This window comes from Pseudomonas sp. Tun-23181 (assembly GCF_057415455.1).
In genome coordinates this window covers 677845-693488 of record NZ_CM171630.1, presented here as the reverse complement: position 1 = coordinate 693488, position 15644 = coordinate 677845, and the positions used below count along the sequence as shown (strand labels likewise).

The following is a 15644-nucleotide window of genomic DNA, read 5'->3' as shown; positions in this document are numbered from 1 at the left end:
GGTATCAGCGCAGTTGGAACCAGGTGGTCTTCAGTTGGGTGTATTTGTCGAAGGCGTGCAGCGAGAGGTCGCGACCGAAGCCGGACTGGCGGCCGCCGCCGAAGGGCACCGCCACGTCCAGGGCATCGACGGTGTTGACCGACACGGTGCCGGCCTTCAGGCGCCGAGCCACGCGGTGGGCACGGTTGAGGTCGTCGCTCCACACCGAGGCGGCCAGGCCGTAGACGCTGTCGTTGGCCTGGCGCACGGCTTCGTCCTCGTCGTCGAAGGCGCTGATCGCCAGCACCGGGCCGAAGATCTCCTCGCGGGCCAGGGCCATGCCCGGCTGCACGTCGCTGAACACGGTCGGGGCGATGAAGTTGTCCGAGCCGTTGATACGCAGGCGCTCACCGCCGCACAGCAGGCGTGCACCGTCGGCCCTGGCCTGTTCGATGGCGGCGCAGATACGGGCGCTCTGCCCGGCATCGACGATGGCCCCGGCGCGGCTGGCCGGGTCCAGCGGGTCGCCCGGCAGCCAGTCGCGGGCCTTGGCCAGCAGGCGCTCGACGAATGCGTCGTGGATCGAGCGCTGCACGTACAGCCGGGAGTTGGCCGAGCACACCTCGCCCTGGTTGAAGAAGATGCCGAAGGCCGCCTTTTCGGCCGCCAGGTCCAGGTCGCGGCAGTCGTCGAACACCAGGTTCGGGCTCTTGCCGCCGCATTCCAGCCACACCTGCTTGAGGTTGGATTGCGCCGAATACTGCATGAAGTACTTGCCCACCTGGGTGGAGCCGGTGAACACCAGGCAATCCACGTCCGGGTGCAGGCCCAGCGCACGCCCGGCCTGCTCGCCCAGGCCGGGTACCACGTTCAGCACGCCCTCGGGCAGCCCGGCCTCCAGGGCCAGCTCGGCCAGGCGCAGGGCCGAGAACGGCGATTGCTCGGCCGGCTTGAGCACCACGCTGTTGCCGGCGGCCAGCGCCGGGGCGACCTTCCAGGCGGCCATGTCCAGCGGAAAGTTCCACGGCACCACCGCGCCGACCACACCCAGGGCCTCACGGGTGATGGTGGCCAGGGCATCGGCAGCGGTGGGCGCCACCTGGTCGTAGAGCTTGTCCAGCGCCTCGCCGTACCAGGCGAAGACATTGGCCGCGCCGGGCACGTCGATGTTGTAGGCATCCATCACCGGCTTGCCCATGTTCAGCGAATCGAGCAGCGCCAGTTCCTCGCGGTGGGCCAGCATCAGCTCGGCCAGGCGCAGCAGTACGCGCTTGCGCGCCGTCGGTGCCATGCGTGCCCAAGGCCCCTGTTCGAAGGCGCGACGGGCCACGCGCACCGCCTGGTCGATCTCCGCCTCGCCGCAGGCGGCGACCTGGGCCAGTAGCTGGTTGGTCGCCGGGTTGATCGCCTCGAAGGTGACGCCCGAGCGGGCGGCCACGGGGCGGCCGTCGATCAGGGCCGTGTCGATGAAGCTTTGCCGTGCAGCACGCTGCTGCCAATCGCTCAATGTATGCACGCAGGACTCCCTACCGGCCGCCGTGGCGGCCGGTCGTTGTGGTGGTTCGGGTAAGGTGATGCGGTGGCTCAGCGCCTTCGCAGGTAACTTTCCAGCGGGTCCTTGCTCAAGCCTTCCTGGGCCTGGGCCAGGGCGTCGATGAACAAGGAGAACAGCTCGGACTGCTTGGCGATGTCCAGCTTGGTGTAGAGGTTCTTGCGGTGGGTCTTGACCGTGTCTTCGCTGATGCCCAGGCGCTCGGCCAGGGAGCGGGTCGAGTGGCCGCGCAGCAGGTACTGGGCGACGCGACACTCGCGCTCGGTCAGCAAGGACGAACCGAAGTTGTTCAGCGCCGCGTTGATCTGCCGGCCCAGGGCGCTTTCGAAGCGCCAACCCAACGCGTCGGCATCCAGGTGCCCCCAGTGCCGCTGCACCACCGCCTGCACCCAGGGGGCCACGCACTTGAGATCGCCGACCTGCTGGCTGGCCAGGCGCCGGGTGCTGCCCAGGGCCACAGCGATGGACAGGTGCGCACCGAGGGGGACGATGTAGTTGAGTTCGTCCTCCAGGTGTGCGTGCTGGTAGAACGACAGGTAGTACTCGCTGCGCTTGAAATGGTCGGGGGCGACATCGCTCAGGCGATAGCAACCGGGTGCGATGCCGTCCATGCAGGCGCGGTAGAACGGGCACAGCAGGTAGTAGCCGTCGAGGTACTTCTGCACATTGCCCTCGGGCAGCCAGGGCCCTTCTTCGTCCTTCTCGAACAGCGCCGAAGGCAGCCCCTTGCGTGGGTAGAGGAAGACGGTGATGGCCTGGGAGGGGGCCAGGCAGTTGAGCGCGGCGAACAGGGCCTCGACGAAGCCGGGCGTACCGATGGCATCGATGACACGGGCCATCTGCGCGTACCAGTCGGGCGATTTCAGCCGGTCTTTGCTCATGTTCTTGTTCCCCGCCAGGGTTATCGTGGCCAGGATTGTTTCACGCAGCGCACGGCTCGACCATCACCCTTCAGGGTGAGCCGGCGCAGGCCGCTCCGATCGAACGGAGCAGCCTGCCATCCCGATGGCCTATCCACGAAAGTAGTACCTTGTTCGCCCGTGTCACAGGGCTAAAGTGGCAATACCCGGTCCGGAGGCGGCACCCATAAGGCAAAAATGCAGGAACACCCTGCAGATTTGCCGATTGTGCCGCGCAAATTCGCATGCCAGGATCCTGCGATCCTCCAGCGAACTCCAGACTTCACTTGGAAAATCAATAACAAAGCAGGGAGAACGCGATGACCGCGCACGCTCAAACCTCGGCAACGGAGCATGTCCTGGCCGAAGTTCGCAACCACATTGGCCACCTCACCCTCAACCGCCCCGCCGGCCTCAATGCCCTGACCCTCGACATGGTGCGCAGCCTGCGGCAGCACTTCGACCACTGGGCGCAGGATCCGCAGGTGCATGCCGTGGTGCTGCGCGGCGAAGGCCCCAAGGGCTTCTGCGCCGGTGGCGACATCCGCTCGCTGCACGACAGCTTCAAGGCCGGCAATGCCTTGCACAGCACCTTCTTCGTCGAGGAATACGCCCTGGACCTGTGCATCCACCGCTACCGCAAGCCGGTGCTGGTGCTGATGGACGGCTTCACCCTGGGCGGCGGCATGGGCCTGGCCCAGGGCGCCGACCTGCGCGTGGTCACCGAACGCAGCCGCCTGGGCATGCCGGAGGTGGCCATCGGCTACTTCCCCGACGTAGGCGGCAGCTACTTCCTCTCGCGCCTGCCAGGGGAGCTGGGTACCTACCTCGGGGTCAGCGGTACCCAGGTCCAGGCTGCCGATGCGTTGTACTGCGGCCTGGCCGACTGGTACCTGCCCAGCGAGAAGATCACCGCCCTGGATGCCGCCCTCGACCGCCTGAGCTTCAGCGACCATCCGCTCAAGGACTTGCAGGGGCTGCTCGCCAAGCTCGGCACCCAGGTGCTGGACGATGCGCCCCTGGCCAAGCTGCGCCCGGTGATCGACCACTTCTTCGCCCTGCCCGACCTGCCCAGCATCATCGAGCAACTGCGCGCCGTGAGCATCGGCGACAGCCATCCCTGGGCCCTGGCCACTGCCGACCAGCTGGAAAGCCGCTCGCCCCTGGCCATGGCGGTTACCCTGGAGATGCTGCGCCGTGGCCGGCACCTGGGCCTGGAGGAGTGCTTCGCCATGGAACTGCACCTGGATCGCCAGTGGTTCGCGCATGGCGACATCATCGAGGGCGTGCGCGCCCTGATCATCGACAAGGACAAGCAGCCACGCTGGAACCCGCCGACCCTCGCCGGGCTGACGCGCCAGCGGGTCGAACAATTCTTCGAAGGCCTGTGAGCCGGGGAGTACACAGATGCAAGACGTGGAACTGAGCGAAGAACAGATCATGATCCGCGACATGGCCCGGGACTTCGCCCGTGGCGAGATCGCGCCCCATGCCCAGGCCTGGGAGAAGGCCGGCTGGATCGACGATGGCGTGGTGCGCAAGATGGGTGAGCTGGGCCTGCTCGGCATGATCGTGCCGGAGGACTTCGGCGGTAGCTACACCGACTATGTCGCCTACGCCCTGGCGGTGGAGGAAATCGCGGCAGGCGATGGTGCCACCGGTGCCCTGATGAGCATCCACAACTCGGTGGGGTGCGGCCCGCTGCTGGCCTACGGCACACCCGAGCAGCAGCAGGCCTGGCTGCCACGCCTGGCCAGTGGCGAGGTGATCGGCTGTTTCTGCCTGACCGAGCCCCAGGCCGGCTCCGAGGCCCACAACCTGCGGACCCGCGCCGAGCTGGTGGATGGCCACTGGGTGATCAACGGGACCAAGCAGTTCGTCAGCAATGCCCGCCGCGCGGGGCTGGCGATCGTCTTCGCGGTCACTGACCCGGAGCTGGGCAAGAAGGGCCTGTCGGCCTTCCTGGTACCCACCGACAACCCGGGCTTCAAGGTCGACCGCAGCGAGCACAAGATGGGCATCCGCGCCTCCGACACCTGCGCGGTGACCCTGGACGACTGCCGCATTCCCGCCGCCAACCTGCTCGGCGAGCGCGGCAAGGGCCTGGCCATCGCCCTGTCCAACCTCGAGGGTGGGCGCATCGGCATCGCCGCCCAGGCGCTGGGGATCGCCCGTGCCGCGTTCGAGGCGGCCTTGGCCTACGCCCGCGATCGCGTGCAGTTCGGCAAGCCGATCGCCGAGCACCAGAGCATCGCCAACCTGTTGGCCGACATGCAGGTCCAGGTCAATGCCGCACGCTTGCTGATCCTGCATGCCGCGCGCCTGCGCAGTGCCGGCAAGCCATGCCTGTCCGAGGCGTCCCAGGCCAAGCTGTTCGCCTCTGAGATGGCCGAGCGGGTGTGTTCCATGGCGATCCAGGTGCATGGCGGGTATGGCTACCTGGAGGACTATCCGGTGGAGCGCTACTACCGGGACGCGCGGATCACCCAGATCTACGAAGGCTCGAGCGAGATCCAGCGGATGCTGATCGCGCGGGAGCTGAAGCACTACCCGCTTTAACCGAGCTGCAAGCTACAAGCTGATCGGCGCAGAATGTCAGGGCTGTGCTCGGCTCGTACAGGCGCCGTCTGCTTTTTCTTGCAGCTTGCAGCTGCCAATCAACGCCATAGCATTTATCCATTGAACGCAACGCTAAAGGTGCAGTAAGCTCGGGACCATTCACTGGAGAGCATCATGACCCACAGCCTTCGCAACCACGCCAACCACACCGGTCGCACCCCGCGCCCAGTGCTGGCCGTTGCCGGTCGCCAGGTCGTTGCCAGCTTTTATTTTGGGTATTGGTTTAGCCACTAGGCGCCGCTGATACCCACACGGCGCCCACCTTCGAGGGGCCGCCGAACACGAGAATACTCAAACCCCCGGTCGGCCCCCCGACTGGGGGTTTTGCGTTTCCAGGGCCTGAAAAAACACCGATTCATACCGAGGACAGATCCATGAACTACGCCACCTACTCCTACGCCGACACCTACGCCTGGCGATTTAGCCAATCCCGTTCGGGCCAGCCTGCCGCCTCCGTTCGGTCGACCACTGGTGGCAACGCTGTGCACAGCACTCCGAATATTTGTCGAACACCTCGATAGGGCCGACCGCGCGGGCCCGAACCCGCCGTCCGCCCAGGGAAAAACGCCATGCAATCCTCTTCGCTCGCCCTGCCCCTGAACCAGCCCCAGGCTGCCAACACCGCCGTCAGCCAGCGTCTGCCCAGCCCCCACCTGCTCAAGCAGCAGATGCCACTCGCCAACGAACTCGCCCAGCAGGTCCACGCCCAGCGCCAGGCCATCCGCGCCATCCTCGAAGGCCGCGACCCACGTCTGCTGGTGATCGTCGGCCCGTGTTCGATCCACGACCCACGCTCGGCCCTGGAATACGCCGACCGCCTTGCCCAGCTCAGCCGTGAGGTCGACGACAAGCTGCTGCTGGTGATGCGCGCCTATGTCGAGAAACCCCGCACCACGGTCGGCTGGAAAGGCCTGGCATACGATCCGCACCTGGACGGCAGCGACGACATGCACGCCGGCATCGCCCTGTCCCGCGGGCTGATGCTGGGCATGCTCGAGCGCGGCCTGCCGGTCGCCACCGAACTGCTGCAGCCGATGGCCGCTGGCTACTTCGACGACCTGCTCGGCTGGGCCGCCATTGGCGCGCGCACCACCGAGTCGCAGATCCACCGCGAGATGGTCAGCGGCCTGGCGCTGCCGGTCGGCTTCAAGAACGGCACCGACGGCAGCGTGGGTATCGCCTGCGACGCCATGCGCAGCGCCGCCCACCCGCATCGCCATTTCGGCATGGATGCCCAGGGCTACCCGGCGATCATCGAGACCCTGGGCAACCCCGATACCCACCTGGTGCTGCGCGGCGGCCACCAGGGCCCGAACCACGATGCGGCGAGCATCGCCCAGGCGCGCCAGGGCCTGGTCAAGGCCGGGCTGGCGGCGCGGATCATGGTCGATTGCAGCCACGCCAACAGCGGCAAGGACCCGGCGCGCCAGCCAGCGGTGTTCGAGGATGTGCTGGGCCAGCGCCTGGCGGGCGATCGCTCGATCGTCGGGGTGATGCTCGAGAGCCATCTGTTCGACGGCTGCCAAGCCCTGGGCAAGGGCCCGTTGAAGTATGGCGTGTCGATCACCGACGGCTGCCTGGGCTGGCGTTCGACCGAGGCGCTGCTGCGCCAGGCTGCGGAACGCTTGTAGGTATCTTGTGGCAAGCCTTGCGAGACATTTCGCGGACAAGTGCGCTAGGCTTGCCTTTTTCACCCAAGGAGTAGTTTCCCATGGCCCGAGCCACTGCCCGCCACATCCTGGTCAGCACCGAAGAGAAGTGCAACGAACTGAAAGCGCAGATCGAAGCGGGTGCCGACTTCGCCGAAGTCGCCAAAGCCAACTCCACCTGCCCGTCCAGCCGCCAGGGCGGCGACCTGGGCTCGTTCGGCCCGGGCCAGATGGTCCGCGAGTTCGACACCGTCGTGTTCAGCGCCCCGCTCAACACCGTGCAAGGCCCGGTCAAGACCCAGTTCGGCTACCACCTGTTGGAAGTGACCAGCCGCCAGGACTGATTCACCGTTGCCGGTGCTGTCTCCCGTGGGGGCAGGCTCGCTCCCATGCCGGCCAGCCAAGCGGCCATCTGGGGCTGCTTCGCGCCCCATCGCCGGCAAGCCGGCTCCCACAGCATGCGCTGCATGGCAGATGATTCGTGAACGCCACAGGCCCCTGTGGGAGCCGGCTTGCCGGCGATGGGCTGCAGGGCAGGCGCAATGCTGCTTGCGGCTCCTGACCTGCCTTGCACTGCTGTGCATGGCCATCACCGCCCAGGCCACGCCCAGCCACGCCCTCACCGTCTATGGCCAAGCCCCGCGCTACCCCGAAGCCTTCCGCCACTTCGACTACGTCAACCCCGACGCCCCCAAGGGCGGCAGCCTGCGTCGTTCGGCGGTGGAGATCGGCCAGTTCGACCACATCCTGCCGTACATCGACCAAGGCATCGGCGTCAGCGAGGTCGATGGCTGGCTCTATGCGCCGTTGGCGGTGCGTGCCTATGACGAGCCCTACACCGTCTACGGCCTGATCGCCCGACGCATGGAGCGCGGCCCCGGCGATGCCTGGCTGCGCCTGGAGATCGACCCGCGCGCCACCTTCGCCGATGGCAAGCCGGTGCGCGCCGAGGACGTGCGCTTCACCTTCGAGCTGCTGATGAGCAAGGGCAGCCTCAAGTTCCGCACCCAGTTCGCCGACGTCGCCAAGGTGACCGTCGAAAACCCACGGCAGGTGCGCTTCGACTTCAGGCAGCCCCATGGCCGCACCCTGCCCCTGGACCTGGCCAGCCTGCCGGTGCTGCCCGAACACGACTGGCAGACGCGCGACTTCGCCAGCGGTGCCGGCTTCGACAAGCCGGTGGGCAGTGGCCCCTACCGCATCGGGCGGATCGACAACGGCCGCAGCATCACCTTCGAACGCGATCCCCACTGGTGGGCCAAGGACCTGCCGGTCAATCGTGGGCGCTACAACTTCGAGCGCATCCGCATCGAATACTTCGGCGACACCGAGGTGGCGCGCCAGGTCCTGCGCGGCGGTGGCTACGACTACAACCGCGAATTCTCCGCCACCGCCTATACCATCGGCTACAACGGCGCAGCCCTCGACGACGGCCGCCTGCAACGCGCCCACCTCGGCCCGGCCAAGCCGCAGAACGCCCAGGGCTTCGTGTTCAATCTCGGCAAGCCGCTGTTCCAGGACCGCCGCGTACGCCAGGCCTTGGCCATGCTCTGGGACTTCGAGTGGAGCAACCGGCAGATGATGCGCAACCTGTACATCCGCCAGCAGAGCGTGTTCTCCAATACCCCGCTGGCCGCCCGCGCGCTGCCCGACGCCGAGGAACTCAAGCTGCTCGAACCGCTGCGTGGCCAGGTGCCCGAAGAGCTCTTCGAGCAGGTGTTCACGGCGCCGGTCACCGACGGTTCGGGCATTATCCGCCCTCAGCAGCTGCAGGCCCTGGCGCTGCTGCAGTCCGCCGGTTGGCGGCCCGAGGGCGATCGCTTGGTCAACGCCCAAGGCGAGCCCCTGAGCTTCACCTTCCTCAACGGCCAGGCCGGGCTGGAACGCCTGGTGCTGCCCTGGAAGCGCAACCTGGCGCAGATCGGCATCACCCTGAACATTCGCAACGTCGACTCGGCCCAGTACATCAACCGCCTGATGGCCCGCGACTACGACATGATCGTCACCGGCTACCCGGTCACCCTGTCGCCGGGCGCCGAGCTGTACAATTACTTCGGCTCGGCGGCAGCCACCGACCCTGGCTCGAACAACCTGATGGTGCTGCGCGACCCGGCCGTGGACAGGCTCCTCGATGGCCTGGTCCGCGCCGACAGCCAGGCCGCCATGCTGCGTCACGCCCGCGCTCTGGATCGGGTGCTGCAGTGGAACTACTACTGGATCCCCAACTACTATCCGCCGGGCAGCTCGACGGTCTGGTGGAACCGCTTCGGCCTGCCCAAGGTGCAGGCCGCCTATGACGAGGGCCTGGATACCTGGTGGGAAGTCAGCCCGACGGCGCTGACCAACCAGCAGATGGCCGAACGCCGGAAGACTGCGCCATGACCGCCTACATCCTGCGCCGCCTGCTGCTGATCGTGCCGACCCTGCTGGCGATCCTGCTGGTCAACTTCGCCATCGTCCAGGCCGCACCGGGTGGCCCGGTGGAGCAGGCGGTGGCGCGCCTGCAAGGCATCGGCGGCGGCGCACCCGGCGCGCGCAGCGAAGCCGTGCACGGCGAGTCCCGGGCCAGCCGCGGCCTGGACCCGAAACTGATCGCGCAGATCGAACGCCAGTACGGCTTCGACAAGTCCGCCCCCGAGCGCCTGTGGCTGATGCTCGGCCAATACGCACGGCTGGACTTCGGCAAGAGCTTCTTCCGTGGTGCCAAGGTCACCGACCTGATCCTGGAGAAACTGCCGGTGACCCTGTCGCTGGGCTTCTGGGCCACGCTCATCACCTACCTGGTGTCCATCCCCCTGGGCATCCGCAAAGCGGTGCACCATGGCAGCCGCTTCGACGCCTGGAGCAGCGCGCTGATCGTGATCGGCTATGCCCTGCCCTCGTTTCTGTTCGCCCTGTTGCTGATCGTGCTGTTCGCCGGTGGCACCTCGCTGAACTGGTTCCCGGTGCGCGGTCTGGTCTCGGACAACTTCGACCAGCTGAGCCTGCTGGGCAAGCTCGCCGACTACTTCTGGCACCTGGTGCTGCCGGTCGGCGCCCTGGTGATCGGCGGCTTCGCCACCCTCACCCTGCTGACCAAGAACGCCTTCCTCGACGAGATATCCCGCCAGTACGTGGTCACCGCCCGGGCCAAGGGCCTGAGCGAGCGCCGGGTGCTGTATGGCCATGTGCTGCGCAATGCCATGCTGCTGGTGGTGGCCGGCCTGCCCCAGGCGCTGATCACGGTGTTCTTCGCCGGCTCCCTGCTGATCGAAGTGATCTTCTCCCTCGACGGCCTGGGGCGCATGAGTTACGAAGCAGCGGTATCGCGGGATTATCCGGTGGTGTTCGGCACCTTGTTCATCTTCACCCTGGCGGGGCTGTTGATCCGCCTGCTCGGCGATCTGGCCTACACCCTGCTCGATCCGCGCATCGACTTCGACACGAGGGCGCACTGATGCTGTCGCCCATCGCCCGCCGTCGCCTGCAGCGCTTTCGGCGCAACCGCCGGGGCTGGATCTCGCTGTGGCTGTTCGCCGGCCTGCTGCTGTTGAGCCTCGGCGCGGAGCTGGTGGCCAACGACAAGCCGCTGTTGCTGTCGTACCAGGGCGAGCTCTACACCCCGGCGCTCAAGCGCTACACCGAGCAGCAGTTCGGCGGGCAGTTGCCGTTCCAGCCAGACTACCGCAGTGTCTACGTGCGTCAGTTGATCGAGGGCCAGGGGGGCTGGATGCTGTTCGCGCCGATCCCGTTCAGCGCCGACACGCCCAACTACGACCTGCAGGTGCCCACGCCCAGCCCGCCGAGCGCGAGCAACTGGCTGGGCACCGACGACCAGGGCCGCGACGTGCTAGCGCGGGTGCTGTACGGCACACGGGTGTCGCTGCTGTTCGCCTTCGCCCTGACCGTGGTGAGCGTGTTGATCGGCGTCACCGCCGGCGCCCTGCAGGGCTACCATGGCGGCTGGGTCGACCTGCTCGGCCAGCGCTTGCTGGAGGTGTGGTCGGGGCTGCCGGTGCTGTACCTGCTGATCATCCTCAGCGGCTTCGTCGAGCCGGATTTCTGGTGGTTGCTGGGGATCATGGCGCTGTTCTCCTGGCTGGCGCTGGTGGATGTGGTGCGCGCCGAGTTCCTCCGGGGGCGCAACCTGGAGTACGTCAAGGCCGCCCGCGCCCTGGGGCTGGCGGATGGCCAGGTGATGCTGCGGCACATCCTGCCCAATGCCATGAACGCCACGCTGACCTATGTGCCATTCATGCTCACCGGCGCCATCACCACCCTCACCGCCCTGGACTTCCTGGGCTTCGGCATGCCGGCCGGCAGCGCTTCGCTGGGCGAGTTGGTGACCCAGGGCAAGCAGCACCTGGAAGCGCCGTGGCTGGGGTTCACCGCTTTCTTTGCCCTGGCGCTGATCTTGTCGTTGCTGGTGTTCATCGGCGATGCGATGCGCGAGGCGTTCGATCCACGGGGGTAGGTTGTCAGTGCCCCACAGACCACACTCATCATCCAGCCTCTGCCATCCACAGGCCCACCCCATGCACGAAAGCGACAGCCTCAAGGACTACCCCCAGGTACGGCAACTGGCGATCCGCTCGCTGTTCGAGATCATCGAACAGTCCAGCGAGGGCACGGTGATCGTCGACCGCCAGGCACGCATCGTCTGGATGAACGAGCGCTACGCCCGGCGTTTCGGACTGGCCGACGCCGCCAGTGCCATCGGCCAGCCCTGCGAGGCGGTGATCCCCGGCAGCCTGATGCGCGAGGTGGTCAGCAACGGCCGGCCGATCCTGCTCGACATGCTCGACACGGCCAACGAGCCGCTGGTGGTCATGCGCCTGCCGATCCACGACGACCAGGGCACGCTGATCGGCGCCATCGGCTTCGCCCTGTTCGACGAGCTGCGCAGCCTCTCGCCCCTGCTCAAGCGCTATTCGAGCATGCAGCAGGAACTGGCCTCGACGCGCTCGCAGTTGCGCGCCCGACAGGCCAAGTACAGCTTCGCCCAGTTCGTCGGCAGCAGTGCCGCCAGCCTCGAGGCCAAGCGCCGGGCCCGGCGTGGCGCGGGTAGCGACTCGCCAGTGTTGCTGCTGGGCGAGACCGGTACCGGCAAGGAACTGCTGGCCCATGCCATCCACGCCGCCTCGCCACGGGCGCACAAGGCGTTCGTCAGCGTCAACAGCGCGGCGATCCCGGAGACCTTGCTGGAGGCCGAGTTCTTCGGCACCGCACCCGGCGCCTTCACCGGCGCCGACCGCAAGGGCCGCAGCGGCAAGCTGCAACTGGCCGAAGGCGGCACGCTGTTTCTCGACGAGATCGGTGACATGCCCCTGGCCCTGCAGAGCAAGCTGTTGCGCGTGCTGCAGGAGAATGAGTACGAGCCGGTAGGCTCCAACCAGATGCTGCGCAGCGATGTACGGATCATCGCCGCCACCTCTGTCGACCTGCAGGCCGCCATGGCCCGTGGCAGCTTCCGCGCCGACCTGTACTACCGCCTCAACGTGCTGCCGATCCAGGTACCGCCGCTGCGCGAGCGCCTCGAGGACCTGCCGGCCCTGTGCGAGGCGATCCTCGCCGAACTGGGCAGCCAGTACGAACTGGAGCCCGAGGCCCTGGCGTTACTGGGCCGGCATGCGTGGCCTGGGAACATCCGCGAGCTGCGCAACGTGCTGGAGCGGGCGACCTTGCTGGCCGACCAGCCACGGCTGACAGCCGCCGACCTGCGCTCGGCGCTCGGGCCGTTGAGCCCGCTGGAGCCGGTTGAGCCTGTTCGGCTGGGCTACCGGGAAGCCTGTGAAGCGTTCGAGCGCACGTTGATTGCCGAGGCATTGGCAGGGTGTGCCGGGAATGTGCCGCAGGCTGCGAAGTTGCTGGGGTTGGGGCGTTCTACGCTGTACAAGAAGATGGTGGCGCTGGGGGTTTCGTCTCAATAGAGAGACGTTCGTCTCCAAATAGAGACCGGGCCGGATCTTGGGGGCGCTTAACGCCCCATCGCCGGCAAGCCGGCTTCCACAGGGGTCGAGCCGGACACAAAGGATGCGGTTTGCAGGGCCCTATGGAGGCGGGCTTGCCCGCGAAGCAGGCGACTCCGGTCTCCAATCAGAGACACACCTTTCGGCGAATCAGTAAAAATCCTTTTAAATCATATAGTTAATTAATTGGCACGATTCCCGCTATCTCCCGGCCACCGATAAAAACAAGACCCACTCCAGGAGATCTTCCCCGATGACCGTGCTCATCGCCCTCGCCGCCTTGGCCCTGCTGATGCTGGCCGCCTACCGTGGCTACAGCGTGATCCTCTTCGCCCCCATCGCCGCCCTCGGCGCTGTCCTGCTCACCGACCCGTCCGCCGTGGCGCCCGCCTTCACCGGGGTGTTCATGGAAAAGATGGTCGGTTTCATCAAGCTGTACTTCCCGGTGTTCCTGCTCGGCGCGGTATTCGGCAAGCTCATCGAACTGTCGGGCTTCTCGCGCTCGATCGTCGCCGCCGCCATCCGTCTGCTCGGCACTCGCCAGGCCATGCTGGTGATCGTGCTGGTCTGCGCGCTGCTCACCTATGGCGGCGTCTCGCTGTTCGTGGTGGTGTTCGCGGTGTACCCGTTCGCCGCCGAGATGTTCCGCCAGAGCGACATCCCCAAGCGCCTGATCCCGGCGACCATCGCCCTGGGTGCGTTCTCCTTCACCATGGACGCCCTGCCCGGCACCCCGCAGATCCAGAACATCATCCCCAGCACCTTCTTCAACACCACCGCCTGGGCCGCGCCCTGGCTGGGGCTGATCGGCACGCTGTTCGTGTTCTGCACCGGCATGCTCTACCTGCAACGCCAGCGCAACAAGGCCCAGCGGGCCGGCGAAGGCTACGGCAAGAACCTGCGCAACGAACCCGAGACCGCCGAAGACCTAGCCCTGCCCAACCCCTGGCTGGCCCTCTCGCCGCTGATCCTGGTGGGCGTGATGAACCTGCTGTTCACCCACTGGATCCCCCAGTGGTACGGCGCCAGCCACACCCTGCAGTTACCGGGCATGAGCGCGCCGGTGCAGAGCGACGTGGCCAAGCTGACCGCCACCTGGGCAGTACAGGCGGCGCTGCTGGTGGGCATCCTGATGGTGCTGGTGTGCGCCTTCGGCAGCATCCGCCAGCGCCTGGCCGACGGCACCCGCAGCGCGGTCGGCGGCGCCTTGCTGGCGGCGATGAACACCGCCTCGGAATACGGCTTCGGTGCGGTGATCGCCTCGCTGCCGGGCTTTTTGGTGCTGGCCGATGCCTTGCGCGGCATCCCCAACCCGCTGGTCAACGAGGCGATCACCGTGACCCTGCTGGCGGGCATCACCGGCTCCGCCTCCGGTGGCATGAGCATCGCCCTGGCAGCCATGAGCGACAGTTTCATCGCCGCCGCCAATGCCGCGGGCATTCCCCTCGAAGTGCTGCACCGGGTGGCGGCCATGGCCAGCGGCGGCATGGACACCCTGCCGCACAACGGCGCGGTGATCACCCTGCTGGCCGTGACCGGGCTGACCCACCGCGAGGCCTACAAGGACATTTTCGGCATTACCCTGATCAAGACCCTGGCGGTATTCGTGGTCATCGCCACCTTCTACGCCACCGGCATCGTCTAAGGAGCTTCCTGCATGACACTCAAAGGCAAGACCGCACTCGTCACCGGTTCCACCAGCGGCATCGGCTTGGGCATCGCCCAGGTGCTGGCCGCGGCGGGCGCGAACATCCTGCTCAACGGCTTCGGTGACCCGGCCCCGGCGCTCGCCGACATCGCCCGCCACGGCGTCAAGGTCGCCCACCACCCGGCGGACCTGTCCGAGCTGGCCCAGATCGAGGCGCTGTTCGCCCTCGCCGAGCGCGAGTTCGGCGGCATCGACATCCTGGTCAACAACGCGGGCATCCAGCACGTGGCGCCGGTGGAGCAGTTCCCGGTCGAGACCTGGGACAAGATCATCGCCCTCAACCTCTCGGCGGTGTTCCATGGCACCCGCCTGGCGCTGCCCGGCATGCGGGCGCGCAACTGGGGGCGGATCGTCAACATCGCTTCGGTGCATGGCCTGGTCGGCTCCACCGGCAAGGCCGCCTACGTGGCGGCCAAGCATGGGGTGGTGGGCCTGACCAAGGTGGTCGGCCTGGAAACCGCCACCAGCAACGTCACCTGCAACGCCATCTGCCCAGGCTGGGTACTCACGCCGCTGGTGCAGAAACAGATCGACGACCGCGCCGCGGCCAGCGGCGATGCGCAGCAGGCACAGCGTGAGCTGTTGGCCGAAAAACAACCCTCGCTGGACTTCGTGACACCCCAGCACCTCGGCGAACTGGTATTGTTCCTCTGCAGCGAGGCCGGAAGCCAGGTCCGCGGCGCCGCCTGGAACGTCGATGGCGGCTGGCTGGCCCAGTGAGGGCCGGCCAAGGCCTGGCACGGTCTTGCATCCGTTTATCTGCAAGGAGGCCCCATGCGCCCAATCCCATTCACCGCGATCCTTTCCCTGACCCTGGCCAGCGCCGTACCGGCGATGGCCGCCGGGCTCAAGGACGTCGCGCCCTATCCCGAGGCGGGAAAAGGCTTCACCCGCCAGGTCATCCACCTGCCGGCACAAACCGACGAGTCAGCGCACCAGTTGGAGATCCTGGCCGGCAAGACCCTGATGGTCGACTGCAACCGCCAGCGCCTGGCCGGCAGCCTCGAGGAGCACACCCTGGAAGGCTGGGGCTACAGCTACTACCGCCTGGAAAAGGTCGGCGGCCCGGCCACCACCCTGATGGCCTGCCCCGACGGCAAGCAGACCGAGGCCTTCGTGCCGGTGGTCGGCGAGGGTTTCATGCTGCGCTACAACAGCAAGCTGCCCGTGGTGGTGTACGTGCCGGAGGGCGTCGAGGTGCGCTATCGGGTGTGGTCGGCGTCGGAGGATGTACAAAAGGCTAAAGTTGAATAAGCGCGAGCATCCGGCCATTGAGGGGCGCTGCGCGCC

13 protein-coding genes are annotated in these 15644 nt (G+C 67.0%); 11 read left to right on the top strand and 2 right to left on the bottom strand.

Annotation, left to right across the window (positions count from 1 at the left end; all coding sequences use genetic code 11):
* Nucleotides 1-4: 4 nt before the first annotated feature.
* Nucleotides 5-1495 (bottom strand): aldehyde dehydrogenase, encoded by a 1491-nt coding sequence (locus ACDI39_RS03645; protein WP_225787829.1) that lies wholly within the window; start codon nucleotides 1493-1495, stop codon nucleotides 5-7.
* 68 nt (nucleotides 1496-1563) lie between these two features.
* Nucleotides 1564-2412, bottom strand: coding sequence for a helix-turn-helix transcriptional regulator (locus tag ACDI39_RS03640; protein WP_368815706.1), 849 nt, complete (start codon nucleotides 2410-2412; stop codon nucleotides 1564-1566).
* A 338-nt stretch (nucleotides 2413-2750) separates the two neighbouring features.
* Here ACDI39_RS03640 and ACDI39_RS03635 point away from each other — a divergent pair, with 338 nt between their 5' ends.
* From ACDI39_RS03635 to eco, 11 genes are all read left to right on the top strand, one after another.
* Complete coding sequence (locus ACDI39_RS03635; protein ID WP_253090797.1) at nucleotides 2751-3821, top strand: enoyl-CoA hydratase/isomerase family protein; 1071 nt, start codon at nucleotides 2751-2753, stop codon at nucleotides 3819-3821.
* A 16-nt stretch (nucleotides 3822-3837) separates the two neighbouring features.
* Nucleotides 3838-4989, top strand: a complete 1152-nt coding sequence (locus ACDI39_RS03630) for an acyl-CoA dehydrogenase family protein (RefSeq protein ID WP_486537672.1) — start codon at nucleotides 3838-3840, stop codon at nucleotides 4987-4989.
* A gap of 629 nt (nucleotides 4990-5618) precedes the next feature.
* Nucleotides 5619-6680, top strand: coding sequence for a 3-deoxy-7-phosphoheptulonate synthase (locus tag ACDI39_RS03625; RefSeq protein WP_410045956.1), 1062 nt, complete (start codon nucleotides 5619-5621; stop codon nucleotides 6678-6680).
* Nucleotides 6681-6760: 80 nt separating this feature from the next.
* Nucleotides 6761-7042 carry a peptidylprolyl isomerase gene (locus ACDI39_RS03620; RefSeq protein ID WP_225787834.1) on the top strand — a complete coding sequence of 94 codons (282 nt, stop codon included), beginning with the start codon at nucleotides 6761-6763 and terminating at the stop codon, nucleotides 7040-7042.
* 238 nt (nucleotides 7043-7280) lie between these two features.
* The gene (locus ACDI39_RS03615) at nucleotides 7281-9080 is read left to right on the top strand and encodes an extracellular solute-binding protein (protein WP_253101423.1); all 1800 of its coding nucleotides are present in this window, start codon (nucleotides 7281-7283) and stop codon (nucleotides 9078-9080) included.
* Entirely contained in the window at nucleotides 9077-10135 is a 1059-nt protein-coding gene (locus ACDI39_RS03610; RefSeq protein WP_225787836.1) for a microcin C ABC transporter permease YejB, read from the top strand. The genes ACDI39_RS03615 and ACDI39_RS03610 overlap by 4 nt, the downstream gene beginning before the upstream one ends.
* Nucleotides 10135-11151, top strand: coding sequence for an ABC transporter permease (locus tag ACDI39_RS03605; protein WP_225787837.1), 1017 nt, complete (start codon nucleotides 10135-10137; stop codon nucleotides 11149-11151). The genes ACDI39_RS03610 and ACDI39_RS03605 overlap by 1 nt, the downstream gene beginning before the upstream one ends.
* 61 nt (nucleotides 11152-11212) lie before the next feature.
* Nucleotides 11213-12607 carry a sigma-54 interaction domain-containing protein gene (locus ACDI39_RS03600; RefSeq protein WP_486537669.1) on the top strand — a complete coding sequence of 465 codons (1395 nt, stop codon included), beginning with the start codon at nucleotides 11213-11215 and terminating at the stop codon, nucleotides 12605-12607.
* 292 nt (nucleotides 12608-12899) lie between these two features.
* On the top strand, nucleotides 12900-14291 hold the full coding sequence (locus ACDI39_RS03595) for a GntP family permease (RefSeq protein WP_486537667.1): 1392 nt from the start codon (nucleotides 12900-12902) through the stop codon (nucleotides 14289-14291).
* Nucleotides 14292-14303: 12 nt separating this feature from the next.
* On the top strand, nucleotides 14304-15074 hold the full coding sequence (gene hbdH, locus ACDI39_RS03590; RefSeq protein ID WP_225787840.1) for a 3-hydroxybutyrate dehydrogenase: 771 nt from the start codon (nucleotides 14304-14306) through the stop codon (nucleotides 15072-15074).
* Between the two features lie 54 nt (nucleotides 15075-15128).
* Nucleotides 15129-15608, top strand: a complete 480-nt coding sequence (eco, locus tag ACDI39_RS03585; protein ID WP_253080133.1) for a serine protease inhibitor ecotin — start codon at nucleotides 15129-15131, stop codon at nucleotides 15606-15608.
* Nucleotides 15609-15644 lie beyond the last annotated feature (36 nt).